This window comes from Microbacterium sp. NPDC028030 (genome assembly GCF_040637855.1).
Taxonomy (GTDB): domain Bacteria; phylum Actinomycetota; class Actinomycetes; order Actinomycetales; family Microbacteriaceae; genus Microbacterium.
Window position 1 is genome coordinate 240,628 of sequence record NZ_JBEZXF010000001.1, and the last position, 23,759, is coordinate 264,386.

A 23,759-nucleotide genomic window follows, 5' to 3' on the forward strand; every position below is an offset into this window, starting at 1 on the left:
GTACTTTGCATCATGCCCGAATAAAGTCAGCCGCAAAAGTCAGGCTTGTTACGTTTAAGTAACTAACTTCATTCGATGGCAGGTGAAAGGCCGTGACTGTGTCAGCCGACCATCTCGGCGGAGAGGTCGGGGGTCGCCTCGAAGGCATCGAACGGATGCATGGGTCGCTGGATGCGGTGGTGCCCGAGGCGCTCGAGGTCCTGGTCCACCCCGCCGGGGGTGAGCGCGAGCGTCCATCCGCGCATGGCGGCGTAGAGCTCGGGCTCGAGGTAGCCGATCTTGGTGACGACGATCTGCGCCGCGACCGGGTCGAGTCCGATCGAGGTGAAGTCGGAGACGGCGTGGTACGCCTTGCGGAACTCGGTGACGATCACGTGCAGCCCGCCGACCCGGATGACGGCGATCCCACCCGCATCCACGTCGCCCTCATGCAGGCTGTGCAGCACACCCTCGACGAGGACCGGACCGTGCGGTCCGCTGTCGACCCGCGCGCCGACCTCGACCGACACCCTGTCGCCGACGGCGTGTGCGCGCAGGATCTCGAGGGCCCCCTTGTCGAACACCGACGCGCACAGCGTGACCGGCGCGCCCTCGGAAGTGAGCTCGGGCTTCTGCAGCAGCTGAGCGAGCGTCCAGGTCACGTCACCCGTGCCGCCGGCGCCCGGGTTGTCGCCCGAGTCGCTGATGAAGTACGGGGTGTCGGTCGCGGCGAGTCCCGCGGCGACCCCTTCGTCGAGGGTGCCGGGAGGGCCGACGAACTCGAAGTCGTCGCGCACGTCCCAGAACGCACGGCCCAGTTCCTCCGCGGCTGCGGCCGTCGCCGCGTCATCGGTACCGGTCACGACGACCGTCGCGTGGCAGCGCGGCTCATCCGCCCAGGCGTAGCCGATCCAGATCGCGGCGTCGGTGACGCCCGGTCGTGCTTCGATCTCGGGGATCCGCGCATACAGGCTCTTGGCCGGCTCCACCCTGGTGCTGGTCTTCTCGCCGGGGAGCAGGATCGGCACGCGCACCCACGCGCGGCGGGGGGTGACGCCGCTCTCGAGCGCCTCGACGAGGTTGCGGATCGCGCGGTCGCGCGTCTCCCACGTGTCCTCGTGCGGGGCCAGCCGGTAGCACGTGATGATGTCGACGTTCTCGATCAGGGTGCGCGAGACGTTGCCGTGCAGGTCCATCGACGCGGACACCACGACGTCAGCGCCGATCACCTCGCGGATGGCCGTGATCAGGTCACCCTCGGCGTCGTCCAGGCCGTCGACGCTCATCGCGCCGTGGATGTCGAAGAAGAGCCCGTCCAGTTTCTCCCCGTCCGCGACCAGGGCGCGCAGACCGTCGCAGATGCGCGTCTTGATGCTCTCGTAGACCTCGCGCAGCACCGCACCGCCGGGGATCGACCTGGCGTAGTAGACCGGCAGCCACTCGGCCCGGTCCGTGAGCTCGCCGTCGCGCAGTGAGTCGTAGCGGGTGATGAGCTCGTCGCCCTCCACCCGCAGGAAGTCCCGCTCACCCGCACGGTGGGGCGAGAAGGTGCTGGACTCGATGGCCATGCCGGCGATGGCGATGCGCGGAAGCGTGGAGGTCGCGGTCATGCTTCGAGTCTAGATCGCAGCTCGAAGAAAACCCGACGTCTTATTGCGAATGAGATGGAACTTGGATCGATTTTCGAAGCTACGACGGGTCAGGCAGCCGCGGCGCGCAGCGCCTCATCGATCCGGGCGGGGTCGAGCATCCGCTCCAGCAGCTCCCACGCCACTCCGCGGGCACCGGCGAGCGCGCCCGCCCGGCTGACGCCGATCTCCAGGGCATCGGTCGACATGGGCAGGCAGAGCGTGAACAGCGCCTGACGCACACCGGCGACGAACGCGTCCGCCGTGGCCAGGCGTCCCCCGAGCGCGAGCGCCTGCGGGTTGAAGAAATTGATGATCGTGGCGAGCACCTCGCCGGTGCGCGCGCCCGCCTCGCGCAGCGCGGAGGTGGCCTTGGGGTGGGCGTCCTGCGCGAGTGCCAGCACGTCGTCGAGGGTCTCGACCGCGACGCCTGCCTCCTTGAGCGCGTCGACGATCGCCGCGCCGCTGGCGACCACGTCGAGGCAGCCGACCCGACCGCACGAGCAGATGATCGGCGGTGCGTTGTGCAGGGCGACATGGCTGATGTCGCCGGCGACGCCGCGGAACCCGCGGTAGACCGCGCCCTCCAGGATGATGCCGCAGCCGATGCCGCTGCCCGCCTTCACGAAGACCAGCTGCTCCTGCTCGCCGCCGCGCTCGATGAACTCCCCGACGGCCATCGCGTTCGCGTCGTTGTCGACCAGGAACGGCAGACCCGTGACCGAGCCGAGCACCTCGCCGACGTCGACGCCGTTCCATCCGGGCATCCGCATCGGCGCAAGGAGCCGGGACGTGCGCGAGTCCACGGGTCCCGGCAGGCTCATCGCGATGCCCTCGAGGGTCAGCCCGCCGTTGGCCTTCGCGAGCTCCCGCGCGGACTCCCACACCTGGTTGACGACGCTCTCGACGCCGTCAAGGAGCGAGACCTGCGCGACGGTCGATACGACGACCTCGGCGCGGCGATCGAACAGCGCCACGGTCGCATGCTGCTCGCCGAGCTCCACACCGGCGACGACGCTGCCGCCGGCCTTCACCGTGAGCACGCGGGGCCGACGACCGCCACGCGACTCGCCCTCGCCGTTCTCCTCGATGTAGCCGTGCGCGATCAGCTCTTCCACGCGCAGTGCCACGGTCGAGGGCGATAGACCGGTGAGGCGGGCCAGATCGGCGCGTGACTGCGCCGCTCCGGTGCGCACCAGCCGGAAGATCTCACCCTCGGAATGTACGGTCTGGGTCGCCGGTGCCACGGTGTCCTCGAATCATCTTGTTTCGGTGGTCAAACAAAGATAGCCCCCGGACTGGAGAAGCGCCATCCCCTGCCGATCGGCCGGAGGGCGCAGACTGGCATCATGACAGAACCCGATCCGCACCTGCTCGGCCCCGGGCTCCTGCCGACGCCGTTCACAGCCGCCGAGATCCGCGACGCCACGGGGCAGGGCACGACCATCCACCTGCTGCTGGAGGGGCCGGACGGACCGCTCGGCGAGCACGTCAACCGCTTCCACGACGTCGACGACGAGGGCGCGACGCTCGACCGCTGGGCGGCCGCAGACCCGAAGGCGGTCGTGTCGAGCCGCGTGACCTGGGCCGAGCTGCAGCGGCACGCGGCGTTCGACGCCGGCACCACGAGCGTGTCGACCGTGACGCTCTCCTCCCCTCTGGGCGAGCTGACCTGCCGGCGGTACGACACCGAGGACGGCGTCTTCTGGTTCTCGGTGTCGCACCCCGGGATGCCGGTGCAGTTCGAGTCGGACGGGATGCGCACGACCGTCCTGAGCATCGAACCGGACTGACGCCCCGCCACGCTCGGCCTGAGGGCATACGATCCGTCACGCCGAACGGATGCGGGTCAATGCCCCGCGGCGCCGACCACCACGAACTCGTTCGGCACCACGTCGAGGGTGGCTTCGGCCGACACCTCTCCCGTGTGCAGGTCGACCGCGAGGATGCGGCTCTTCGACGGCTCGGTCACGTAGGCGATGTCGCCCACCACGCGCAGCCCCGGGTGCGGCTGCTGCCACTCGGTCGGGCTCTCCCACGCGTCGATGACCGGCCACGACTCCTGCAGCGCTCCGTCTTCGTCGAGCACGGAGAGGGTGCCGTCGGCCCCGAGCACGATGACATCGTCATGCCCGCTGCGGCCGACACCGCGCCACGTGTACCGGAGGTCACCGGGAAGATCGACCACCGAGATCTCCCCGGCGGCGGTGTCGACGCGCACGAGCTGCGAGAGCAGGTAGCCCTCGGCGTCCGGGTCGGTCTTGTAGTCGCCGAACGCGATCGAGCTGGTCTCCGTCACGTAGGCGTTGCCCGTGCGGCCGAAGTCGTCCGGGGCGTCGAGCTTGGTGAACGCCCCCGCGTGGAACACGAGCACACCGTCTTCGCAGCCGAAGATCACGACCTCGTCCTTCAGCGCCCCCTCGCCGTGCACACCGGGGCACTGCTCGTCGCGCGCGAGCTCCGTGCCGTCCGCCGCGAGGTGTCGCACGCCGCTGCGGGTCTCGGAAGTGCCGATCGTCGACAGGGTCGTGCCGTCGGCAAGTTCGATCGCGACCCCGTGGTGCGCGGCTTCCGAGGTGAGGGTGTCGGTCTGCGGGAGCGTGCCGGAGCCCACGGCATCCGTGTCGAAGATCCGCACCTCGCCGGTGCCGTCGTCGAACAGGGCCGTGCGCCCGGCGTGCGGGACGGCGTGGCCGGCGGCTTCGGCATCGAAGACCTCGCCGGTGAACTCGACCGTGCCGGACGCGAGGCCGGAGTCGAGCACGTGGAAGCCGTCTTCGGCCGTGACGAAGACGTGGCCGTCGTGGTCGCCGGCGCCGTTCACGCGCAGGAAGCCGCCGAGTTCCGCCTGCCCGACGACGTCGAGGGTCTCGCCATCGAGCACGAGCACCCCGCCGTCATAGGTCAGGGCGACGCGGGTGTCACCCTCGTGGTGCTCCTCGGCGGCAGGGGCATCGGTCTTCTCGGCACCGGGCGCGGTCGTCGCGCATCCGGCGAGCGCCACGGCGGCGAGCGCGCCGACGGCGCCGATCGCGAGGCGGCTGCGGGGTCGGGACATGGGTCGTCTCTCTTTCTTCTCAGGGGTGCGCGGACGCGCGACGACGGCCGGCGGCCGTCGCGTGCTCAGCCGACCTGCTGGACGAACCAGGGGTCCAGGTCGGTGAAGGTGCGGGCGACGCGGCCGTCGCGATGATCGATCTCGTGCACGGATCCGGAAGCCGGGTCGGTGAGGTAGGCATGGCGCGCGTCGACGACGAGCTGCACGCGGTCGCGCAGGTCGGGATCGGCGACGGATGCCGCCAGCAGCGGTTCGGTCCGGACGAGCACCTCCCCATCCGGGGCGAGCACCCGCACCCGACCGTCGATGTCGAGGGCGGCCGTGCGGCTGCCGTCGTCGCCGAGCGCGACCGCCCGGATCAGCGGGACCTCCGAGCGGAGCAGCGTCCACCGCCGCTCGCGCACATCGAGCAGCCACGCTCCGACCTCACCCGCGACGCCGGCGAGGTCGGGCCGATCCGCGCGTCCGGAGAGAGTCGTCGACGGCGGGGCCTCGACAGGGAAGGGGATGGGCTCAGCCGCGAGCGCGCCGCCGACCTCGCGTGTGAAGAGCACGGCGCCGGAGTCGCACGTGAACACGGCACCGACGCGCGTGGTGTCCGCATCGGATGCGCCGGTGCACGCCGCGCCCTCCCCGGGGGCGGGGTCGCCTGAGAGGTCGAAGATCTCGATCGAGCTGCCGGCGGTGGGGACGAGCAGCCGGTCCGCGAAGGGCATGACCGGCCCAGACGCGTCGACGACGAGGCGGGGTGTCGCATCGACGGTCTCGCCGAGGTCGTCGTGCGCGAGGAGGACGAGGTCCCCGCCCGCGAAGGCGACCGTGGTCCGCTGTCCGCTCGTCGTCGCGCGCACCTCGCCGTCGCCCTCGATGCGGCCGAGACTCCGCGGCTCTCCACGGAAGGAATGGGTGTGGTCGCCGTGCGGCATCGTCCAGCGCGCCGAGTCGATGACCTCGACGGAGGCCTCGTCGCCGTCGGCGTGGGCGCGGAACACCAGTCGCCCGTCGCCGAAGACGCCCGTCACGTCGGAGTCCGCCACAGCGAGTGTCGAGCGTTCCTCGGAGGCGAGGTCGAGGAGCATGACCTCGCCGTCCCGGTCGGCGATCGCGAGGGCCAGCGCAGGGGTCGCGACCTCGGCTGCGGCTCCGGCGTCGATGCCGTGCGCATCGGATGTCGACGGCGCCGAGGGTGACGTCGCCGTTCCCGCCGGCGCCGACGAGGGGGCGCAGGCGGACGCGGCGAGGAGCAGAGCCAGGGCGGACGGGAGGAGCGCGGCGCGGCGCAGCGTGGAGAGCTTCATGACTCTGCCACCTTATTGATAACGATTCTCAATCTCAAGTCGACGGTGGTGGCGCGAGAGCGCGCTCCGGGCACCAAGATCGTCCCGACGTCGGCGCCCCGGCGTAGGGTCTCAGCATGAGCAGCACAGTATCCGCACGACGTCATGGAGTGGTCCCGTCCTATCTGCTCGCGCGGCTGGCCGAGTCGGGCCGGTTCCCCAGAGCGGCGGCGGCGGCGCGCCAGACCCTGACCGCCGGCCGACCGCCGTTCCGGGCGCGCATCGACCTGTCGATCGACGAGAACGGCGACCTCGTCGCGCAGCTGTCCGACGCACCGAACCGCACGATCAGCGACGCCGCCAACACGCAGCAGCTGCCGGGAGTCGTGGTGCGCGCCGAAGACGACGCCCCTGTGGCGGACGCTGCGGTGAACCAGGCGTTCGACGGGCTCGGCGCGACGTTCGAGATGCTGCTGGCCGCGTTCGCGCGCAACTCCCTCGACGATGCGGGCGCTCCACTCGATGCCACCGTGCACTACGGCGTCGACTACGACAACGCGTTCTGGGACGGAGCGCGCATGGTGTTCGGCGACGGCGACGGCGAGGTGTTCCAGGGCTTCACCGGGTCTCTCACGGTCATCGGGCACGAGCTCGCCCACGGCGTGGTGCAGCACACCGCGAACCTCGAGTACCAGGGTCAGCCGGGGGCTCTGAACGAGTCGATCGCCGACGTGTTCGGGGCGCTGACCGAGCAGTACGCGCTCGGGCAGTCGGCCGACGAGGCGACCTGGCTCATCGGCGCCGAGATCTTCACCGATGCGGTCGAGGGTGCAGCGCTGCGGTCGATGATCGCTCCCGGCACGGCGTACGACGACGACGAGCTCGGCCGAGACCCCCAGCCCGACCACATGAGCGGGTTCGTCCGCACGACCGAAGACAACGGCGGGGTGCACATCAACTCCGGCATCCCCAACCGCGCGTTCGCCCTCTTCGCGATCGACCTCGGCGGCAAGGCCTGGGAGCGCGCCGGCACGACCTGGTATCGGGCGCTCACCGGCGGGTTGTCGAGCACCGCGACGTTCACCGAGTTCGCCGATGCGACGGTCGCCGCCGCCACCGCGATCGACGATGCCACTGCTGCCGCCGCTCGACGCGCCTGGACGCGCGTGGGAGTCTATGAGGATGAGCGAGTCCCCTCCACCGACTGACGCACAGGTCGTCATCGCGGTCGTGCGCTCGGGCGGCATCGCCGGCATCCGCCGTCAGTGGCGCGTGGAGGCGGAGTCCGACGACGCCGTGGAGTGGATCGACCTCATCGACAGCTGCCCGTGGGATCAGGAGACCGATGCCGACAGCGGCGCCGACCGGTTCATCTGGAGCATCCGCGCTCGCACGCCCTCCGAGCGGCGCGAGCGCGAGCTGCCCGACTCGGCACTCGACGGTCCCTGGCGCGCGCTGGTCGAAGCCGTACGCGCGGCCTCCGCCTGACGGTTCGTCGCGGCGGGTCATCCGATCAATCCCGTGTGAATCCGGCGCTCCCGGCCGAGCACGGGTTCACAATGGACCCCATGGGACTGTTCCAGCACAAGCCTGAAGAAGAAGAGAACCAGTGGACTCTGCCCTCCGAGCCGCTCGAGCGTTCCGAATCGGAGATCCTCGACACGGCACCCGTCGTCGACCCGCTCTCGATCGGCCTCGGCGCAGAGGCCAGCGGCGATCTGAGCACCGTGCTGTTCCCGGTCGCGCCGCCTGCCCCCGACGCCGTCTCGATCGAGAGCCGCGAGCCCGAGAACGACGACCCCGCAGGAGAGTGACCCACCGGGTCCGCGCCCCCGACCGACCTCAGCCTCGCGCTTCGCCCAGACGCCAATAGCCCGAGAACGTGATGCGTTCCTTCGAGACACCGCGCTCGACGAGATGACGGCGCAGCTCCTGCACCGCGAGTCGCTCGCCACACACCCATGCGTAGTCGATCACCTCAGGAAGCTCGGCGGCGCGCACAGCTTGCTGCAGTCGGACACCCGGCAGCTCCCCCCGGCGCTCGATCCAGGTCACGGCACCCGCGAGATCCTGCTTCTCGGCGGCATCCGAGATCTCGATGAAGACGTGCGACTCCGGAGCCTCCGTCGACTCGAGGATGCGTGCGATCGCGGGCAGCGACGACTCGTCGCCGATGATCACCCGCGCTCTCGTCTCTGGCAGCGGCGCGTAGAGTGCCGTGCACTCGCGAATCCCGAGGGGTGTGCCCGCAAGCGCTCGGCCGGCGAATCGTGTGCCCGGCCCCTCGTCACCGTGCACGACGAAGTCGATGTCGATCTCACGAGCGTCGGGACGGTGGTCGCGCAGCGTGTACCAACGCAGGTCCGGCCGCTCATCGTCGGGGATGGCCGCGACGGCCGCGCGGATGTTCTCCGTCCCATCGTTCGCGGGCAGGACGAGCGGAGCCTTCTCGTCGCGAGGCAGCAGCAGCCCGAGGTACTCGTCGGGACCCGCTGGCGCGTAGTCGGCGAACTCCGCCGCCGAGATCGTGAGCCGCCGCATATGAGGGGTCAGATCGCGCACCGCGGTGACCCCGGCCGCGAAGACGCGGGCGCCGGTGCGGCGAGGGCGCTGGGGCGGACGGACGCGCGGGACGGTGTGCTCAGCCACGCCGAGCCCCCTCTCTCCAGAGCAGCCACAGGAAGAATGCGCCGCCGATGGTGATGGTGACGACGCCGACCGGGATGGGCGCCGGGAAGATGTTCTGCGCGAGCAGGTCGCTGGTGAGCAGCAGCAGCGACCCCACGAGCCCAGAGGCGAGGAAGCTCGTCGCACCGCTCAGCCGTCGGGCGATGTGCGGAGCGATCAGCGCGACGAACGAGATCGGCCCCGCCGTGGCGACGGCCACAGCCACGAGCAGAGTTGCAGCGGCGAGCAGGATCCATCGTGCACGCACGGTCCGCACCCCCAGCGCGGTCGAGACACTGTCGCCGAGTGCCATCATCCGCGCGGCCGGTGCCGCCCAGACGAGGAGCGGGATGATCAGGAGCAACGCGCTCAGCGCCGGGAGGAGGTCGCCCCATCCCCGGCCCTGCAGGGAGCCGGTCAGCCACGTCTGCGCCGTGGTCGCGCTTGCGACGAACACCTGGGTGAGCACGTAGTCGACCACGGCCATCGCGGTGGCCGACAGCGCGACACCGGTGAGGATCAACTGCACGCCGTGGAGCCCCGATCGTGCGGTGAACAGCACGATCACGCCGGCGATCAGGAGGGCGCCGATCACCGCTCCGAGCGCCGCCTGCGCCAGGGATCCGCCGAGCACGAGCATCACGACGACCGCACCGACCGAGGCTCCGCTGCTGATACCGATCACGTCGGGGCTGGCGAGCGGGTTGCGGGTCAGGCTCTGGAACACGGCCCCGGCGACAGCCAGGCTCGCGCCGACGACGATCGCGACGAGGCTTCGCGGCAGGCGGCGTCCAAGCACGAAGAATCCGTCAAGCCGCTCCGGAGGGCGCCCGAGCAGCGTCTCGATCAGCGCCGCCGGAGTGACGATGTACTCCCCGATCATGAGCGCGGCGACCAGCAGCACCAGCAGGGCGCCGACGAGGATCCCGCACACCAGGGCCGTGCGATGGCTGAATCGGAACGACCAGCGGGCGCCGCGGAGAACACGGTCGTCGGTGGTCAGGGCATTGGTGCGCAGGCTCACGATATCCCCGCCGTCCGCTTGCCGACCACGAAGGCGATGAGCAGCGGACCACCGATCAGAGCCGTGACGATGCCGACCTGCACCTCGCCGCCTCCGCCGATCACGCGGCCGAGCGTGTCGGCCAGCAGCAGCATCGCCGGAGCCGCGAGCAAGGACAGCGGCAGCACCACGCGGAGGTCCGGTCCGACGAGACGGCGCAGCAGATGCGGGATGACGAGGCCGACGAACGCGATGGGACCGGCGATCGCGGTCGCTGTGCCGCACAGCAGCGTGACGGCGACGAGCACGAGCGCGCGCACGGCACCGGGCCTGACCCCGAGAGCGATCGCATTGTCGTCGCCGAGCGCCATCAGGTTGAGTGCGGGCCCGAGCAGCAGGGCGAGGATCACGCCGACCACGATGAGAGCCACGAGCGGCAGGGCCTCCTCCACCGGTCGGGCGGTGAGGGAGCCGACTCGCCAGAACCGGAACGCGTCGAGCACCGCCTCATCGGTCAGCACGATCGCCTGCGAGGCACCGGCCAGGATGGCCGAGAACGCGACCCCCGCGAGGATCAGTCGCACGGGCGAACCGGAGGCGAACCGGGTGCCCGAGAACCAGAAGATGACCGCGGAGGCGAGAGCCGCTCCGGCGAGCGCGAGCCAGATCATGCCCCCGACGCCGAGGGCGCCCAGCACGCTCATGCCGGCGACGACGCCGAACGAGGCGCCGGCGCTGACACCCAGCATTCCCGGGTCGGCGATCGGGTTGCGGGTGAGTGCCTGCATCAGGACACCTGCCGCTCCGAGGGCGACGCCGCAGATCACGGCGTTGACGGTGCGGGTCACGCGCAGCTCGCCGACGATGTTCAGGACGTTCTGGTCCCCCGAGCCGAAAAGCGAGAGCACGACCTCGTCGAGGGGTACGAAGCGCGCGCCGACGGCGAGGCTCAGCGCCAGCGAGACGACCAGCACGACGACGACCAGGACCGTGCCGAACCATGCCGGCAATCGGGACGCCGCGACCGGAGCGCGACGACGCTCGACGATGACGGGTGCGGAGCTCATATTTGGATAGCCTAACCAAACGTGGCTAGGGTTGTGACACGTGACCAGACCTCTCCGCACCCGCTTCCGTCCGCTCGCCACCGCTGCCGCCTCCCTGGCCGCGATCGCCCTGATCGCCACAGGATGCTCGAGCACCCCCGCCGCGGAGGAATCCGCACCCACCGTGGACACGGGTTACACCGTGGAGCACGCGATGGGCGAGACCGAGTTCGAGACCGTGCCCGAGCGGATCGTCGTGCTCGACTCCCCGCAGATGGATGCCCTGGTCGCCCTGGGCGTCACCCCCGTCGGCGCCCCGGAGATCGGCGCCGGACGCGGCTTCCCGGCCTATCTCGCCGACGACCTCGAGGGCACCGAGTCGATCGGCTTCATCGCCGAGCCCGACGTCGACGCGATCGCGAACCTCGCCCCCGACCTGATCATCGGCTCGAAGGTGCGCCACGAGGCGCTCTACGAGGAGCTGTCGGCCATCGCCCCCACCGTCTTCTCGGAGGACACCGGCACCAACTGGACCGAGCAGGCCGAGCTGACCGCCGCCGCCGTCAACCAGAGCGACAAGATGGACGAGCTCATCGAGGGCGTCCAGGATCGAGCGGCCGAGGTGGGCACGGCGGTCGAGGCCGACGGCACCACCGCGTCGATCGTGCGCTTCCGCGCCGACAACTTCCGCCTGTACGGGCCCGGCACGTTCTCGGGCTCGCTGCTCACCGACATGGGCTTCGACCTCGGCGCCGACCGTGACTGGAACGAGTACTCGATGATGGAGCTCAGCCCCGAGCTCTACGAGCAGATCGACGGCGACGTCGTCTTCTACATGAGCCCCGGCGGCGACCCGACAGCGACCACGCAGGAGCGGATCACGGGACTGTGGGGCGCACAGCCCGGCCCCGCGGATGACACGGCGTTCGAGGTCGAGGACGACACCTGGATGGTGGGCATCGGCGTGATCGGTGCGAACCTGGTGATCGATCAGGTCGAGGACCTGCTCGGCTGACGCTGATCCCATCCGAATCGCTCGAATGGCTCCTTCTCACACGGAAGCAGAGCCGTTCGGGCGATTCGAACACCCGGAGGAACAATGACCACGCCGCACCCGGCAATCGAGGCCCGTGGGCTCGTCGTCGCCTACGACGGCAAGGTCGTCGTGGACGGCATCGACCTCGCGCTGCCCGAAGGGTCGTTCACCGTGATCCTCGGGCCGAACGCCTCGGGCAAGTCCACCGTGCTGCGCGCCCTCGCCCGCGTGCTCAGGCCCGAATCCGGCGATGTGCTGTTCGACGGCCGCGCGCTCGGGGAGTACGGCTCCAAGGAACTCGCCCGGCGGATGGGGCTCCTGCCGCAGGATGCCATCGCCCCAGAGGGGATGCGCGTCGCCGACCTGGTCTCGCGCGGCAGGTATCCTCACCACTCCGCGCTGCAGCGATGGACATCCGCGGACGACACCGCCACGCGCGAGGCTCTGGCCGCGACCAACACCGCCGACCTCGCCGAGCGCTACGTGGACCAGCTCTCCGGCGGCCAGCGGCAGCGCGTCTGGGTCGCGCTGCTGCTCGCCCAGCAGACCCCGGTGATGCTGCTCGACGAGCCGACGACTTTCCTCGACATCGCTCACCAGTACGAGTTGCTCGACCTGCTGCGCGACCTCAACGCGCAGGGCAAGACCGTGATCGCGGTGCTGCATGACCTCAACCAGGCGGCACGGTACGCGGACAACCTCGTGCTCATGAAGGAGGGCGGCGTTGTCGCCACCGGGACCCCGTCCGAGCTCATCACGGCAGAGCGCGTGGGCGACGTCTTCGGCATCGACGCGGTGGTGACACCCGACCCGGTCACCGGCACCCCCATGGTGGTCCGGCGGTGATTCCGCCGTCGTCCCCCACCGCTACGGTTGAGGGATGACGATCACCGCCGCCGCAGACGGCTCCGCCCTGGGCAACCCCGGCCCCAACGGGTGGGCCTGGTATATCGACGACGCGAACTGGGCGGCAGGCGGCTCCCCCCACGGCACCAACAACCAGGGCGAACTGCGCGCCGTGCTCGAACTGCTCCGGGCCACGGCCGGCACCGACGAGAAGCTGCTGATCGAGTGCGACAGCCGCTACGTGATCGACTCCGTGACCAAGTGGATGCCGGGATGGAAGCGCAGGGGCTGGCGCAAGTCCGACGGCGGAGCCGTGCTCAACCGCGACCTGCTGGAGGGCATCGACGAGGCGATCCGCGGCCGTGACGTCGAGTTCTCGTGGGTCAAGGGGCACGCCGGACATCCCCTGAACGAAGCCGCCGACGAACGTGCGAACGCCGCGGCGAAGGCGTACCAGCAGAAGCAGGAACCGCGTCGTGGACCGGGCTTCACCCGTGGAACGGATGCCGGGGCCGCGGTCGCCGCCTCGGCTCCGGTCGCCGCGAACGCTCCGTCCTCCGCACCGGTGTCGGGGTCCGGGAACACATCCGCTGCACCGGCACGCACGTCGTCCCCCGCCACGTCGACCTCGGTCGCGGAGCCGTTGTGGGCCGAGACCTCGGACCTGCTCGACGGCCTCGACGCCCCCGAGGACGACCCGATCGAGCTGCGCATCCCGCTCTCCCCCGACGAGCATGCTCGGCTGCGTGACCGTGCCGAGGCCCAGGGCGTCTCACTCGAGGAGGCGCTCCGACGCCTGATCTGAGCGCAGAAGCCGAGGCGTACACTCGCACCATGTCGACTCCTGCCCGCACCATCGGCCGCGTGTTCCTCGGCGCCTCCCTCGTCTTCGCCGGCATCTCCCACCTCACGCTCGCCCGTGAGGAGTTCCAGGCGCAGGTGCCCGAGTCGCTGCCCCTCGATCCGGATACGACGGTGCTCGCCTCCGGCGTGGCCGAGGTCGCGCTCGGCTCCGCCCTCCTCCTGGCGCGCAAGCGTCGGCGCACGGTCGGCACGATCGCCGCGCTGTTCTTCGTCGCGGTGTTCCCCGGCAACGTGGCGCAGTGGATGCACCATCGCGACGGCTTCGGCCTCGACACCGACATGAAACGCTTCGTCCGCCTGTTCTTCCAGCCGGTGCTCGTCGCGCTCGCACTGTGGTCGACCCGCACACCCCGCCGCTGACCCTGTCGTGCCCGGGAGAGACCGGGCGCATCGACCGGCCGCGGTGAGGCTTCGTGCAGCACCCCCTCCGTAGACTCGGCGGATGAGAAGACGGCGGGTGACGCAGCGGTGAAGGCCCGCACCGTCTTCGGCCTGCTCCGCCTCGGCGCCGCCGCCGTCTGTCTGGTGGCGCTCATCCATCGGCTCGCGTGGGGCCTGGCGTCGAACACGATCGCGAGCCAGAACTTCTTCGCCTACCTGACCAACCAGTCGAACATCGCCTTCGTCGTGCTGCTGAGCATCGCCGGCGTCATCGCCCTCCGTCGCGCGAGGGATCCGCGATGGCTCACCGTCGCGCTCGCGCTCGTGCTGACCTGGACCATCACCGCGGGCCTCGTGTTCGCGATCCTGGTGTGGCAGGCCGGTCTCCGCGGCATCCGCATCGACGTGCCGTGGTCGGATCAGGTGCTGCACTTCTGGCTCCCCGCGGTGACGGTCGCCGCGTGGGCGCTCGCTCCGGGCCATCGCTCCGTTCCGTGGCGGGTGGTCCCGGTGGCTCTCGCGTATCCGGTGCTGTGGGGGATCGCGACGATGATCCGCGGACCGTTGATCGGGTGGTACCCGTACTACTTCCTCGACCCTCGTCAGGTGAGCGGGCCCGTGGAGTTCCTGGTCTCCGCCGCGATCGCCCTCGGCACCTTCGCCGCCGTCGCGACGGTGCTCGTACTCATCAGCAGGATGCCGCTGCCGCGACGGCTGCGCATCGAGGCGGAGCACACCGCGCGGACACCGGCGAAGGAGCAGGTGCCGGTCGACGAGCGCGTCGGTCAGACGTAGAGGGAGAGCGATGCGAGGGCGGCTTCGATGGCCTCGTCCTCATCGAGCTGCGCGAGCTCCGCCGCAGCCGCCCCTCCCACGATTCCGACGAGCACGTTCTCCCCGGTCGCGGGGCGGAGGTTGATCCACGTGGGGATGAGTCCGTCGCCTCCGACGGCGTGCCAGATCGCCTCCTCGTTCTCCCAGAACGGCTCGTCCCACCGCAGCCATACGGTCTCGATCGCCCCCATGCCGAGCGCCGCGATCGCCCCGCGGTTCGAGAACGGCAGCGGCGGGTCGAACTCGATGCTGCGGTCCTGGAGCACACCGAGTGGCACGGTCACGATCACACGGTCGAACGACAGGGCCTCCCCCGTGCCGAGACGCACGCTGACGCCGGAGTCGTCGTACGCGAGCCGCGCGACCGGTGAGTTGAGCCCGACCTGCACACCGTCGAGTGCGTGCTCGACGAACGGCGTGAGGCTGTCACGCGCCGCCGTCGGATCACCACTGGGCAGGGGCGGGGCGAACCAGCTCGAGAGCTCGTCGGCGCCGGCCCCGGTGCGGGCCGCGAGGATCGCGAGAAGTGCGGCGGTCGCGGGGTCTGCGGGGTCGATGCCCGCGGCGGTCAGCGCATCGGCGACGGATGTGTCCTCGGGAGCAGCTTGAGCCGTGGTCACGGCGGCGTCGAACGGCTGCGGGTCGACCGGCTCCGTGTCGCCGTCCGGGGTCCGCCATCGCGCGCCGGCGAGGTCGACGATGCCGATGTCGCCGCTGCTCAGGCGGTCGAGCACATCGCTGTCGTCTTCGCCGAAGAGCCACGCACCCAATTGCACCGGGACGGGCCAGGAGTCGTCGGTGCGGGAGAAGATCCGGCCGCCGACGCGGTCCCTCGCCTCGAAGACGGTCACTTGCATCCCGTTCTCGGCGAGCAGCGCCGCCGCCGTGGCGCCGGCGAGTCCTGCGCCGACCACCGCGATGCGTTCGCCCGACGTCGCCGGGACCAAGACCTCTTCGGCGGCGCGCATCCCCGACGCGATCGCACCGCGCACGGTGCCTGGCGCTTCGGTGTCTGTCGCCTCGCCCGCGAAGAAGAGGCGCTTGTCGACCGGCGTCGCCAGCGCGGAGCGGGTGTCCGACAGCACGCCGACGGGTGTGAAGCTGGCCGCACCGAGGGCGAACGGGTCGGTGGTCCAGGTGCTGCGGATGCTTCCGGCGGGCGCAGGTACTCCGGGCGGAGGCTCCGGCTCGCGCGTACGAGTGGGCGTCGGAGTAGGCGCGGGCTCCGGGGTGCAGGAGGCGAGAAGCACCGAGGCGACACCGGCTCCGGCGCCGAGGAGCAGTGTGCGGCGCGTGATCCTCATCGTGCCGCCACCTTATCCCGAACACCTGCGTGCCGGTGCGGGGCACTCGGTCCCGCACCCGGTATCCCGCTCGTTCCGCATCTTCGTCGCGCGCGGGGTCAGGCGAAAACGCCGGGTCAGGCTGTCTCCGTGGAGATCGGCCTGACCCGGCGTGAATGCCTGACGCGGCAACGCGCGGGGCGGGATGTGCGCGCTCAGACGGTGAGCAGCTCCCGCTCCAGGCGGGCGAACGAGGCCTCCATGCCGTCGGCCATGCCGGTGGCGAGGATCATGTCGCGCGTCTCCTTGTCGGGGTATTCGATGAGCACCGTGACGAGGGTCGCGCCGTCCTCTTCATAGAGGTTGAGGTCGTTGAGAGTCTCGGTCGGCATGCCCTGCATCCGCTCGGTGGTGACCGCGCGGCGCGGGGCGTCGATCAGGAGAGCCTCGCCCTCGAACCCGAACGGCTCGCCCTCGGTGTCGCCCACCGGCGCCCAGGAGTTGCGGTACGACTGGCCGACCTCGGTGGCGGCCACGCACTCCGTCATCTCCCAGCCGTCGGGGCCGAGCATCCACTTGCGGATCAGCTCGGGCTCGAAGTGCGCGCGCCAGACCAGCTCGCGCGGACCCTCGACCAGACGCGTGATGCGCACGTGCGTGTCGTCGAGCAGCTCGACCCTCGTGCCCTTGCCCTGCGCGTACTCCCGGAGGTCCTGCAGCACGGCGTCGAGCTGACTCATGGCCATCTTGATGCCCTCGACCTGGCCCATCTCGACGACCTGTTCGAGAGCGTCGACCGAGTCGAAGTGGCTCGTCGTGACCATGCGGGTGCCGTCGGTGGTCGGCTCGAACGCGAACGACATCCGCTGGGCGGGAAAGCCGTCGAGCGGGTTGCCGTCCTCGTCGACGAAGGAGTCGATGACCTCGAAGCTGCGGGGCGCATCGATCGACACGAACTCCCATGCCCCGGACGACTTCTCGCCCCGCGGACCGTTCATGGAGTAGACCGCGCGGCCGCCGACCGTGTGGTCCCACGAGGTGAAGGTCGCCGGCCATCCGGGAGGACCCCAGAAGCGCTCGAGCTGGCGCGGATCGCTGTAGGCGCTCCAGACCCGCTCGACCGGGGCGGCGAAGTCCGCGACCACGGTCATGGTGAGGTTGTCGGCATCGGTGGTGACGTCGGTGACAGGCATTTCAGTCTCCTTGTTCGTTGTTCTTGTTCGCGTTGTCGGTGCTGTCGGATACGGCGGACCGAGGCGTCTCGGCCAGCAGGTCGTCGAGTCGGGCGATGCGCGACCGCCACAGCTCTTCGTACCGGGCGAGGAGCGCCCTGGCGCGGGCGATCATCTCGGGGTTCGCGCGGACGAGCCGCTCGCGTCCCTCGGCGCGCTTGACGATGAGGTTCGCGGCCTCGAGCACGGCGACGTGCTTCTGCACCGCGGCGAACGACATCTCGTAGTCGGCGGCGAGGGTCGAGACGGACTGCTCCCGCTCGATTGTCCGGCGCAGGATGTCGCGCCGGGTCGACGTCGCCAGTGCGTGGAAGACACGGTCGACCTCCGCTTCGCTCAGTTCTATTTGTGCAACCATTTGGTTGTACGTTATGCCTGAGCGCGGCGGATGTCAAGGGCCGACTTGTGACTTGCGGCTTTAGATCGGACTAGATGCTTTACATCGGACTACCCGAGGCTGAGCCGGACTGAGTCCGATCTAAAGCAGAGTGCTGGGGGCCGCCTCCCTTCGGAGTGGCAATGAAGCCAGCTGCGGTCGCGAGGAAAGTCAGATCGTCAGGCCGACTCATGCAGGACGACGGTCAAAACGCGCGCACATCCAGACCCCGAATACGGATGGTTGGCGGTCGGCAGAACCTGCGCCGAAACCCATACACCACCCGTTTCGGCGCCCTAACGTTTCGGCAGGGGGTTACGGCGGGGCGACGTGTGGACATTGTCGCTTTTTGGCGGTGTTTTGTGATCGCTTAGTGACGGGTGTGGCTGGCCGGCAACTGACGGAAAGCAGAGGTAGTCGGCTCTGTGTGTTAGTTGGTCAGAGTAGGGAGCCGAGGTCGGAGCCGAGGGAGGGGTAGGTGGCGGTGGTGGATTTGAGTTGCCGGGTGGTGAGACCCAGTTTGATGGCGATGCCGAAGGTGTTGATCAGTTCGGAGTAGCCGGGGCCGAGCAGGTGCGCGCCAAGGATCTGATCGGTGTCGGTATCGATGATGATCTTCGCGGCGGCGGTGGTTTCGGCGACCCGGTAGGTGGAGTACCAGTTGCTGGTGTCAGTGAAGCGAACGGCGGTGTTGTGGCTTGTGGCGGCTTCTTCTTCGAGGAGGCCGACCCGGTTCAGCTCCGGGATGGTGAACACGGTCGTGGGGACCCCGGTGTAGTCGGGTGCTGTGGTGGTTCCTTTGAGCATGTTCGACGCGGCGACTTTCCCCTCAAACACGGCCACCGGAGTCAGGGGACGTCCCGCGGTGTCGGCGGCGTCTCCTGCGGCATAGACGGCGGGGTTGGTGGTGCTTTGCAGGTGCCCGGCGACGGTGACTCCACGTAGGCTGCCGGCAATACCGGCAGCGTCCAAATGGAGGCCATCGAGGGCGGGGACGCGACCTGCTCCATGAACGACGAGGTCCGCGTCAAGACGGGTGGTCGTGCCGTGGGTGTTGATGCTGATCTGGAACCCGGCGGGGGTGGCCTCGATGGCGGTGACGTTGGTGTTTCGGTAGACGTGGATGCCGGCTTGCTCGGTGCGGGAGGTCAGCAACTCCACCAGGTCGGGGTCGAACTCGCGCAGGGGTCGCGGGCCGTGGTCGATGATCGTGCACTGCGCGCCGGCGCGGGCGGCGATGTGCGCGAACTCGAACGAGATGAAGCCGCCGCCGATGAACACGATCCGCTGCGGTAGAGCATCGAGGTCGAGGAATTGGGTGCTGTCGATGAGGTGTGCCGCACCGGGGAACGTCAACGGCCTCGGGGTGGCCCCGGTGGCGATGAGGAAGCGGTCGGCGTGGTGGGTAGTGCCATCGATGGTGAGGGTGTTCGGGCCAGTGAACTCGGCGTGGCCGTGAAAAGTGGTGGCACCGTTGCCGGTGAGTTCGTCTTCCATGCCTTTCGGGACACCGTCGGTGAAGCCGCGCTTGCGCCGCATCAGGGCCGGCCAGTCGACACGGAGGCCGCCTTCTGTGATGCCGGTGTCGTTCATCAGCCGGGCGGCATCGACGATTTCGGCGCCGCGGCGGAGGATCTTTTTCGGGTCGCATCCCCGGAGCGCGCAGGTACCGCCGTAGGGCAACGCGTCGACAATCCCGACCCGCCAGCCCTGCGCCGCACACTTGTTCGCAGCGGACGTGCCCGCCATGCCTGCACCGATGACCAGCAGATCGAACGCGTCACTCACCGGATACCCGCTTCGACGGTCCTGATGGCGTCCCGGATCTGCTCTGTCGTGGGCGACCCGGCAAGACCTGCCGGTGTCAAATACACCCGGCACGACAGGCCGGGCGGAGCTTCTGGCGCGGGAAACAGCGGCACACCGTCGGCCAGGAGAGTCGGGGACCCGCGGAAGTCGAGAGCTTCCGCTTCCTCCTGCGTCTCGATGAGCTGCCGGCTCACCGTGACGTCGGATCGTTCCGCGGCGATCACCGCGAGGCGATCCGCGGCCGTCTCCCAGTTCGGGCACCCATCGAAGTACTGCAACGTGATCTGCATGCATCGACCGTAAACGTTGCAGCCCGGTACAAGGTCAAGTGGTGAAATGGGGGTATGCGCATTGGAGACCTCGCCGCCACCACGGGAGTCAGCACCCAGACCCTTCGTTTCTACGAACGCGAAGGGCTACTTTCTGCACCGAGTCGACAAAGCAATGGATACCGGGTTTATGACGATGAGGTCGCTTCCCGCGTCGGATTCATTCGCGCCGCTCAATCTGCCGGATTGACGCTGGCCGACATCGCCGGAGTCCTCACTCTCCGGGAAGACGGGCAGGCGCCCTGCTCGCACGTGCACTCGCTGCTCGATGGCAAACTCAATGAAGTCAGGGTCCGTCAACAAGAACTCGCCCGTCTCGAAACAGAACTCGTCGACATGCTCACCACCAGTTCGGCCGTCGACCCAGCGACGTGCTCGGAGCGCAGCATCTGCAACGTCATCCCGCGGCCGCTACCGTAAACCCGTCGTTGTACGCACCAGCAGGGCATCTCGAAAAGCTACAGCTTTTCGAGACATCGGCCGGATCCCGGCTGTGTGATCGCTGATCCGTGTGATCCTCGGTCAGCGTCTGTCTCAACAATGCGTCTCACCGGAAAGTGTCTCAGCGCGATGACGCGGCGGGGTTTGTGAGGCACAATGGCCGAGTGAGACTTCTTGGATACACCCGCGTGAGCACATCGAGCCAGGATGCGCAGCTGCAGCTCGACGCACTCGTCGCCGCTGGTGTTCAGAAGCGCGACGTGTTCGCCGATGTCACCTCCGGGAGCAAGACCGCGATCGAGCGTCGTGGGATGAAAAAACTCCTCGAGCACGCAGAAGCCGGTGACACCGTCGTCGTCTGGCGCGTGGACCGCCTCGGCCGCTCCCTCATCGACGTGCTGAACACCGTAAACCTGCTGCGCGAGCGGGGCATCCATGTGCGTTCTGTCTCGGATGGGATAGATCCAGCGACATCGACGGGCCGGTTGATGCTGAACATGCTCGCCACGCTCGCGGAGTACGAGCGTGAACTGATTGTCGAGCGGGTAAATGCTGGGATCGCCGCCGCCAGGCAGAGCGGCACTCGCTTCGGTCGTCCACTCTCGGACCCAGCGGTAATCGCCGACAAGCTCGCGATCGCCGCCGACGCCCGAGCGAAAGGTCGCACCGCCGAAGATGCAGCACGGCTCGTCGGGTGGAGTCGCGCCACGCTCTACCGCCACCAGCAAGCCCTCGCCAGCCGCGAGAGCATCACCATCTAGCGATGTGATGAGCGGCGGGGAGCGGTGGCGAATTCTTCGACTACACGTCGAGGACCAGATACCTCTCACCGCTCTCTCCCGAGAAACCGGGATTGGCCTGCGCACGCTCCAACGCTGGCACCAGCTCTACCGAGACCACGGCATCACTGCACTCGACCCTCAACCGAGAGCCGACGCCGGCATTCGTCGCACGGGGGGCGAATTGGTCAGATTCATCGAGCACCTCGCGTTGACCAGGCCGAGGCCAGCGATCGCGACGCTGCACCGCCTTGCGAGTACCGAAGCGGAGCGGCAAGGCCTGGCGGTGCCCAGCTACGCCACTGTCAGAGATATCGTGCAGTCCCTCGACCCGGCACTGGTAACGCTCGCGTTGGATGGACCCATTGCGTATCGCGATCGATACGAGCTCGTATACCGGCGCCGAGCCGACGGGCCCAACCAGATCTGGCAGGCCGATCACACCGAACTCGACATCCTCATCACCAGTGCCGTAGGCGGCAAATCTGATCGACCCTGGCTCACGATCGTGATCGACGACCACTCACGCGCGATCTGCGGATACACCGTCTTCACCGGTGCACCATCAGCGATGAACACGGCCCTCGCGCTCAGGCAGGCGATCTGGCGCAAGACCGACCCCGCGTGGGCCATGTGTGGAATACCCGACGTGCTCCACGTCGACCACGGCTCCGACTTTACCAGCCATCACCTCGAACGCACCGCCATCGAGCTGCGCATCCGGATCATCCACTCCACCGTGGCTCGGCCCCAAGGCCGCGGCAAGATCGAACGCTTCTTCCGCACCATCAACACAGAGCTTCTCTCCACTCTCCCCGGGCACCTCAGACCAGGCGACAGGAATCCTCACCCCGCTCTAGATCTGGCCGCCCTCGACCAGGCGATCGGCGGGTTCATCGGGATGTACAACGCACGCCCGCACCGGGAGCTCGGAGTATCGCCTCGGGACGCGTGGGTCGCGGACGGCTGGCTTCCGCGAATGCCCGACAGTCTGGAACAACTCGACGGCCTCCTGCTCACGGTCCCCAAGAACCGGGTCGTGCAGCGCGACGGCATTCACTTCCAGGGCCAGCGCTACCTCGCTCCGACACTCGCCCCCTTCGTCGGGCACACGATCACAATCCGCTACGACCCGCGCGACATCTCCGAGATCCGCGTGTACGACCGCGACACATTCGTCTGCATCGCCGTCGACGAAGCCCACCCCAATCTCCGCCTCAGCCTCCGCGACATCGAAACCGCCCGCCGAGCCCGCCGCCGCGCACTCCGACACACCATCAACGACCGCATCCTCACCGCCGTCACCCGCGACGAGCCACGCGACGTCGCGGCACCTCCGCATCGCCGCCGGCTACGCACCTACGAAGAGGACGAGTGATGAACCAGCCATTCATCGTCACCAAAGAGCACCGACGCTTCACCGAATTCGCGAACGCCGTCCGCAAAGAGAAAACCATCGGCATCTGCCACGGCGACGCCGGCGTCGGCAAGACCAACTCCGCCCGCCGCTACGCAAACTGGGACGCTCTGGAGCCCTACATCAACAAGTGGGGACCTCGCGGCGAGCACGACGCCAAGCACTACGCCCTCGCCAACCGATCCCGGACTGTCTTCTACACACCCGAGGTCCTCTGCAGACCCAAAGATCTCATGCACGACATCGACCGCTGGCAGGCAAAGGTCGAGATCTGCGCCGACGAACACCTCCGCTCGCGTGAGACCGAACCGACCACCACGCCGATCGGCATGTCTCACCTCGTGGATCTGCTCATCATCGACGAAGCCGAAAGGCTCACACCGACTGCGCTCGAGCTGCTCCGCGACCGCCACGACCGTGAACACCTCTCTATGATCCTCATTGGCATGCCCGGCATCGACCAACGGTTCCGCCACTACCCACAGCTCTACAGCCGACTCGGCTTCTCCCACCACTACCGAACCCTCGGCCGAGAAGAACTCCTCTTCGTCCTCGACCGCCACTGGAAACACCTAGGACAGCAACTCGACCCAGAGGACTTCACCGACGCGCAGGCGATAGCTGCGATCGAACGCATCACCCGTGGCAACTTTCGTCTCCTTGAACGGCTCTTCCCTCAGATCGCCCGAGTGCTGAAGATCAACGGGCTTGAGACCATCACCGACGACGTCATCGAAGCCGCAGCTAGCATCCTCGTCATCGGCAACTAACGCCGCCAAGCGATCACAGAACACCGCCACCGAGCGATCAACTCCACAGGGGCGACGCTCGGCGTGTCGCACTTCCCCAGCACCACCACGGGTGCCCGGCCGCAAACGATCGTTTTCGGTGGTAGCCCGGGCACGACATCAACAGCGAAGTCGAGGATGATTGAGTCGTGGAGATTGAGCTGCTTTATATCGCCGGTTGCCCCAGCTGGGTTGAGGCTGGCCGTCGTGTTTCTGAGGCGCTACGAGAAACAGGCCACGACGAATCGGAGGTTCACTACCGACTCATCCGGACGGAGGAGGACGCGGGCGCAGTCTCGTTCGCGGGCTCCCCCACGATCACCCTGGATGGCAACGATCTCTTTCCGGGGTCGGGGCGAAGCAATGACCTCGCCTGCCGTATTTACAGCACCCCTGCTGGGCTGGCCGGGATGCCAACGGTTGAACAGATTCGAGAGGCGCTCTCCGCTCATGGCGACTGACGAGGACGTTGCGTGCACGTGCTGCGGGCGACATCTGCCACGCAAGAAGCTGCACGCACTCGGAGACGATCGCGCTTTCATCTGTCGACGATGCGGCTGGTGGGTGGCTCTGCGCCTACATCGCGACCGCCCGCCTGCCTAAGCGTGAACTCACTCAACGGCTGCCCACGGCGATCGCGCCGATGTAGAGGGCGAGTTGATGGGTGTCCCACCACCGCACAACGG

General features: G+C 68.6%; 26 protein-coding genes and 1 pseudogene. 15 read left to right on the top strand and 12 right to left on the bottom strand.

Annotated features, from left to right (window positions below):
• Positions 1-101: 101 nt before the first annotated feature.
• Both AB0E56_RS01060 and AB0E56_RS01065 read right to left on the bottom strand, forming a co-directional pair.
• Complete coding sequence (locus AB0E56_RS01060) at positions 102-1,589, bottom strand: M81 family metallopeptidase (RefSeq protein WP_359796263.1); 1,488 nt, start codon at positions 1,587-1,589, stop codon at positions 102-104.
• Positions 1,590-1,678: 89 nt separating this feature from the next.
• Entirely contained in the window at positions 1,679-2,854 is a 1,176-nt protein-coding gene (locus AB0E56_RS01065) for an ROK family transcriptional regulator (RefSeq protein WP_359796264.1), read from the bottom strand.
• 102 nt (positions 2,855-2,956) lie between these two features.
• Here AB0E56_RS01065 and AB0E56_RS01070 point away from each other — a divergent pair, with 102 nt between their 5' ends.
• The gene (locus AB0E56_RS01070; protein WP_359796265.1) at positions 2,957-3,400 is read left to right on the top strand and encodes a hypothetical protein; all 444 of its coding nucleotides are present in this window, start codon (positions 2,957-2,959) and stop codon (positions 3,398-3,400) included.
• Between the two features lie 56 nt (positions 3,401-3,456).
• On the opposite strand, the gene AB0E56_RS01075 is transcribed toward AB0E56_RS01070, so the two are convergent.
• Together AB0E56_RS01075 and AB0E56_RS01080 are read right to left on the bottom strand one after the other, a co-directional pair.
• The gene (locus tag AB0E56_RS01075) at positions 3,457-4,665 is read right to left on the bottom strand and encodes a hypothetical protein (RefSeq protein WP_359796266.1); all 1,209 of its coding nucleotides are present in this window, start codon (positions 4,663-4,665) and stop codon (positions 3,457-3,459) included.
• Positions 4,666-4,730: 65 nt separating this feature from the next.
• The gene (locus AB0E56_RS01080; protein WP_359796267.1) at positions 4,731-5,963 is read right to left on the bottom strand and encodes a hypothetical protein; all 1,233 of its coding nucleotides are present in this window, start codon (positions 5,961-5,963) and stop codon (positions 4,731-4,733) included.
• A 116-nt stretch (positions 5,964-6,079) separates the two neighbouring features.
• Between AB0E56_RS01080 and AB0E56_RS01085 the strand changes: the two genes are divergently transcribed.
• The 3 genes from AB0E56_RS01085 (at position 6,080) to AB0E56_RS01095 (ending at position 7,756) form a co-directional block, all read left to right on the top strand.
• Positions 6,080-7,150, top strand: coding sequence for a M4 family metallopeptidase (locus AB0E56_RS01085; protein ID WP_359796268.1), 1,071 nt, complete (start codon positions 6,080-6,082; stop codon positions 7,148-7,150).
• Entirely contained in the window at positions 7,125-7,430 is a 306-nt protein-coding gene (locus AB0E56_RS01090; RefSeq protein WP_359796269.1) for a protealysin inhibitor emfourin, read from the top strand. The genes AB0E56_RS01085 and AB0E56_RS01090 overlap by 26 nt, the downstream gene beginning before the upstream one ends.
• A gap of 80 nt (positions 7,431-7,510) precedes the next feature.
• Entirely contained in the window at positions 7,511-7,756 is a 246-nt protein-coding gene (locus AB0E56_RS01095; RefSeq protein WP_359796270.1) for a hypothetical protein, read from the top strand.
• A 28-nt stretch (positions 7,757-7,784) separates the two neighbouring features.
• On the opposite strand, the gene AB0E56_RS01100 is transcribed toward AB0E56_RS01095, so the two are convergent.
• The 3 genes from AB0E56_RS01100 to AB0E56_RS01110 are packed head-to-tail and all read right to left on the bottom strand — an operon-like array spanning position 7,785 to position 10,679.
• The gene (locus AB0E56_RS01100; RefSeq protein WP_359796271.1) at positions 7,785-8,591 is read right to left on the bottom strand and encodes a siderophore-interacting protein; all 807 of its coding nucleotides are present in this window, start codon (positions 8,589-8,591) and stop codon (positions 7,785-7,787) included.
• Positions 8,584-9,633 carry an iron chelate uptake ABC transporter family permease subunit gene (locus AB0E56_RS01105; RefSeq protein WP_359796272.1) on the bottom strand — a complete coding sequence of 350 codons (1,050 nt, stop codon included), beginning with the start codon at positions 9,631-9,633 and terminating at the stop codon, positions 8,584-8,586. Before AB0E56_RS01105 ends, AB0E56_RS01100 begins: the two co-directional genes overlap by 8 nt.
• Positions 9,630-10,679 carry an iron ABC transporter permease gene (locus tag AB0E56_RS01110; protein WP_359796273.1) on the bottom strand — a complete coding sequence of 350 codons (1,050 nt, stop codon included), beginning with the start codon at positions 10,677-10,679 and terminating at the stop codon, positions 9,630-9,632. The genes AB0E56_RS01105 and AB0E56_RS01110 overlap by 4 nt, the downstream gene beginning before the upstream one ends.
• Before the next feature lie 40 nt (positions 10,680-10,719).
• Between AB0E56_RS01110 and AB0E56_RS01115 the strand changes: the two genes are divergently transcribed.
• The 5 genes from AB0E56_RS01115 (at position 10,720) to AB0E56_RS01135 (ending at position 14,580) form a co-directional block, all read left to right on the top strand.
• Positions 10,720-11,673 carry an iron-siderophore ABC transporter substrate-binding protein gene (locus AB0E56_RS01115; protein ID WP_359796274.1) on the top strand — a complete coding sequence of 318 codons (954 nt, stop codon included), beginning with the start codon at positions 10,720-10,722 and terminating at the stop codon, positions 11,671-11,673.
• Between the two features lie 84 nt (positions 11,674-11,757).
• Positions 11,758-12,540 carry an ABC transporter ATP-binding protein gene (locus tag AB0E56_RS01120; protein ID WP_359796275.1) on the top strand — a complete coding sequence of 261 codons (783 nt, stop codon included), beginning with the start codon at positions 11,758-11,760 and terminating at the stop codon, positions 12,538-12,540.
• Positions 12,541-12,574: 34 nt separating this feature from the next.
• Positions 12,575-13,345, top strand: a complete 771-nt coding sequence (locus AB0E56_RS01125; RefSeq protein ID WP_359796276.1) for a ribonuclease H — start codon at positions 12,575-12,577, stop codon at positions 13,343-13,345.
• Positions 13,346-13,374: 29 nt separating this feature from the next.
• On the top strand, positions 13,375-13,764 hold the full coding sequence (locus AB0E56_RS01130) for a DoxX family membrane protein (RefSeq protein ID WP_359796277.1): 390 nt from the start codon (positions 13,375-13,377) through the stop codon (positions 13,762-13,764).
• Between the two features lie 108 nt (positions 13,765-13,872).
• Positions 13,873-14,580 carry a Pr6Pr family membrane protein gene (locus AB0E56_RS01135; protein WP_359796278.1) on the top strand — a complete coding sequence of 236 codons (708 nt, stop codon included), beginning with the start codon at positions 13,873-13,875 and terminating at the stop codon, positions 14,578-14,580.
• Here AB0E56_RS01135 and AB0E56_RS01140 read toward each other — a convergent pair.
• From AB0E56_RS01140 to AB0E56_RS01160, 5 genes are all read right to left on the bottom strand, one after another.
• Positions 14,571-15,923 (bottom strand): FAD-dependent oxidoreductase, encoded by a 1,353-nt coding sequence (locus AB0E56_RS01140; RefSeq protein WP_359796279.1) that lies wholly within the window; start codon positions 15,921-15,923, stop codon positions 14,571-14,573. The two genes, AB0E56_RS01135 and AB0E56_RS01140, sit on opposite strands and share 10 nt — an antisense overlap.
• A 194-nt stretch (positions 15,924-16,117) precedes the next feature.
• Positions 16,118-17,095 carry an SRPBCC family protein gene (locus tag AB0E56_RS01145; protein WP_359796280.1) on the bottom strand — a complete coding sequence of 326 codons (978 nt, stop codon included), beginning with the start codon at positions 17,093-17,095 and terminating at the stop codon, positions 16,118-16,120.
• 1 nt (position 17,096) lies between these two features.
• Positions 17,097-17,492, bottom strand: a complete 396-nt coding sequence (locus AB0E56_RS01150; RefSeq protein ID WP_359796281.1) for a metalloregulator ArsR/SmtB family transcription factor — start codon at positions 17,490-17,492, stop codon at positions 17,097-17,099.
• Between the two features lie 456 nt (positions 17,493-17,948).
• Entirely contained in the window at positions 17,949-19,298 is a 1,350-nt protein-coding gene (locus AB0E56_RS01155) for an NAD(P)/FAD-dependent oxidoreductase (protein WP_183151637.1), read from the bottom strand.
• A complete protein-coding gene (locus tag AB0E56_RS01160; RefSeq protein WP_167163704.1) occupies positions 19,295-19,609 on the bottom strand; it encodes a thioredoxin family protein in 315 nt (104 codons plus the stop codon). The genes AB0E56_RS01155 and AB0E56_RS01160 overlap by 4 nt, the downstream gene beginning before the upstream one ends.
• 54 nt (positions 19,610-19,663) lie before the next feature.
• On the opposite strand from AB0E56_RS01160, the gene AB0E56_RS01165 reads away from it, so the two are divergent.
• From AB0E56_RS01165 to AB0E56_RS01190, 6 genes and pseudogenes are all read left to right on the top strand, one after another.
• Positions 19,664-20,068 (top strand): heavy metal-responsive transcriptional regulator, encoded by a 405-nt coding sequence (locus AB0E56_RS01165; RefSeq protein ID WP_183151636.1) that lies wholly within the window; start codon positions 19,664-19,666, stop codon positions 20,066-20,068.
• Between the two features lie 185 nt (positions 20,069-20,253).
• Positions 20,254-20,850: a recombinase family protein gene (locus tag AB0E56_RS01170; RefSeq protein WP_060921759.1), complete on the top strand. Its 597-nt coding sequence runs from the start codon at positions 20,254-20,256 to the stop codon at positions 20,848-20,850.
• A 7-nt stretch (positions 20,851-20,857) separates the two neighbouring features.
• Positions 20,858-20,992, top strand: a pseudogene (locus AB0E56_RS01175) (helix-turn-helix domain-containing protein); the annotation flags it as partial.
• A 228-nt stretch (positions 20,993-21,220) separates the two neighbouring features.
• Positions 21,221-22,246 (top strand): Mu transposase C-terminal domain-containing protein, encoded by a 1,026-nt coding sequence (locus AB0E56_RS01180; RefSeq protein WP_309491667.1) that lies wholly within the window; start codon positions 21,221-21,223, stop codon positions 22,244-22,246.
• Positions 22,246-23,055, top strand: a complete 810-nt coding sequence (locus AB0E56_RS01185; protein WP_060921758.1) for an AAA family ATPase — start codon at positions 22,246-22,248, stop codon at positions 23,053-23,055. Before AB0E56_RS01180 ends, AB0E56_RS01185 begins: the two co-directional genes overlap by 1 nt.
• A 167-nt stretch (positions 23,056-23,222) precedes the next feature.
• Positions 23,223-23,534, top strand: a complete 312-nt coding sequence (locus AB0E56_RS01190) for a hypothetical protein (protein WP_029153956.1) — start codon at positions 23,223-23,225, stop codon at positions 23,532-23,534.
• Positions 23,535-23,759 lie beyond the last annotated feature (225 nt).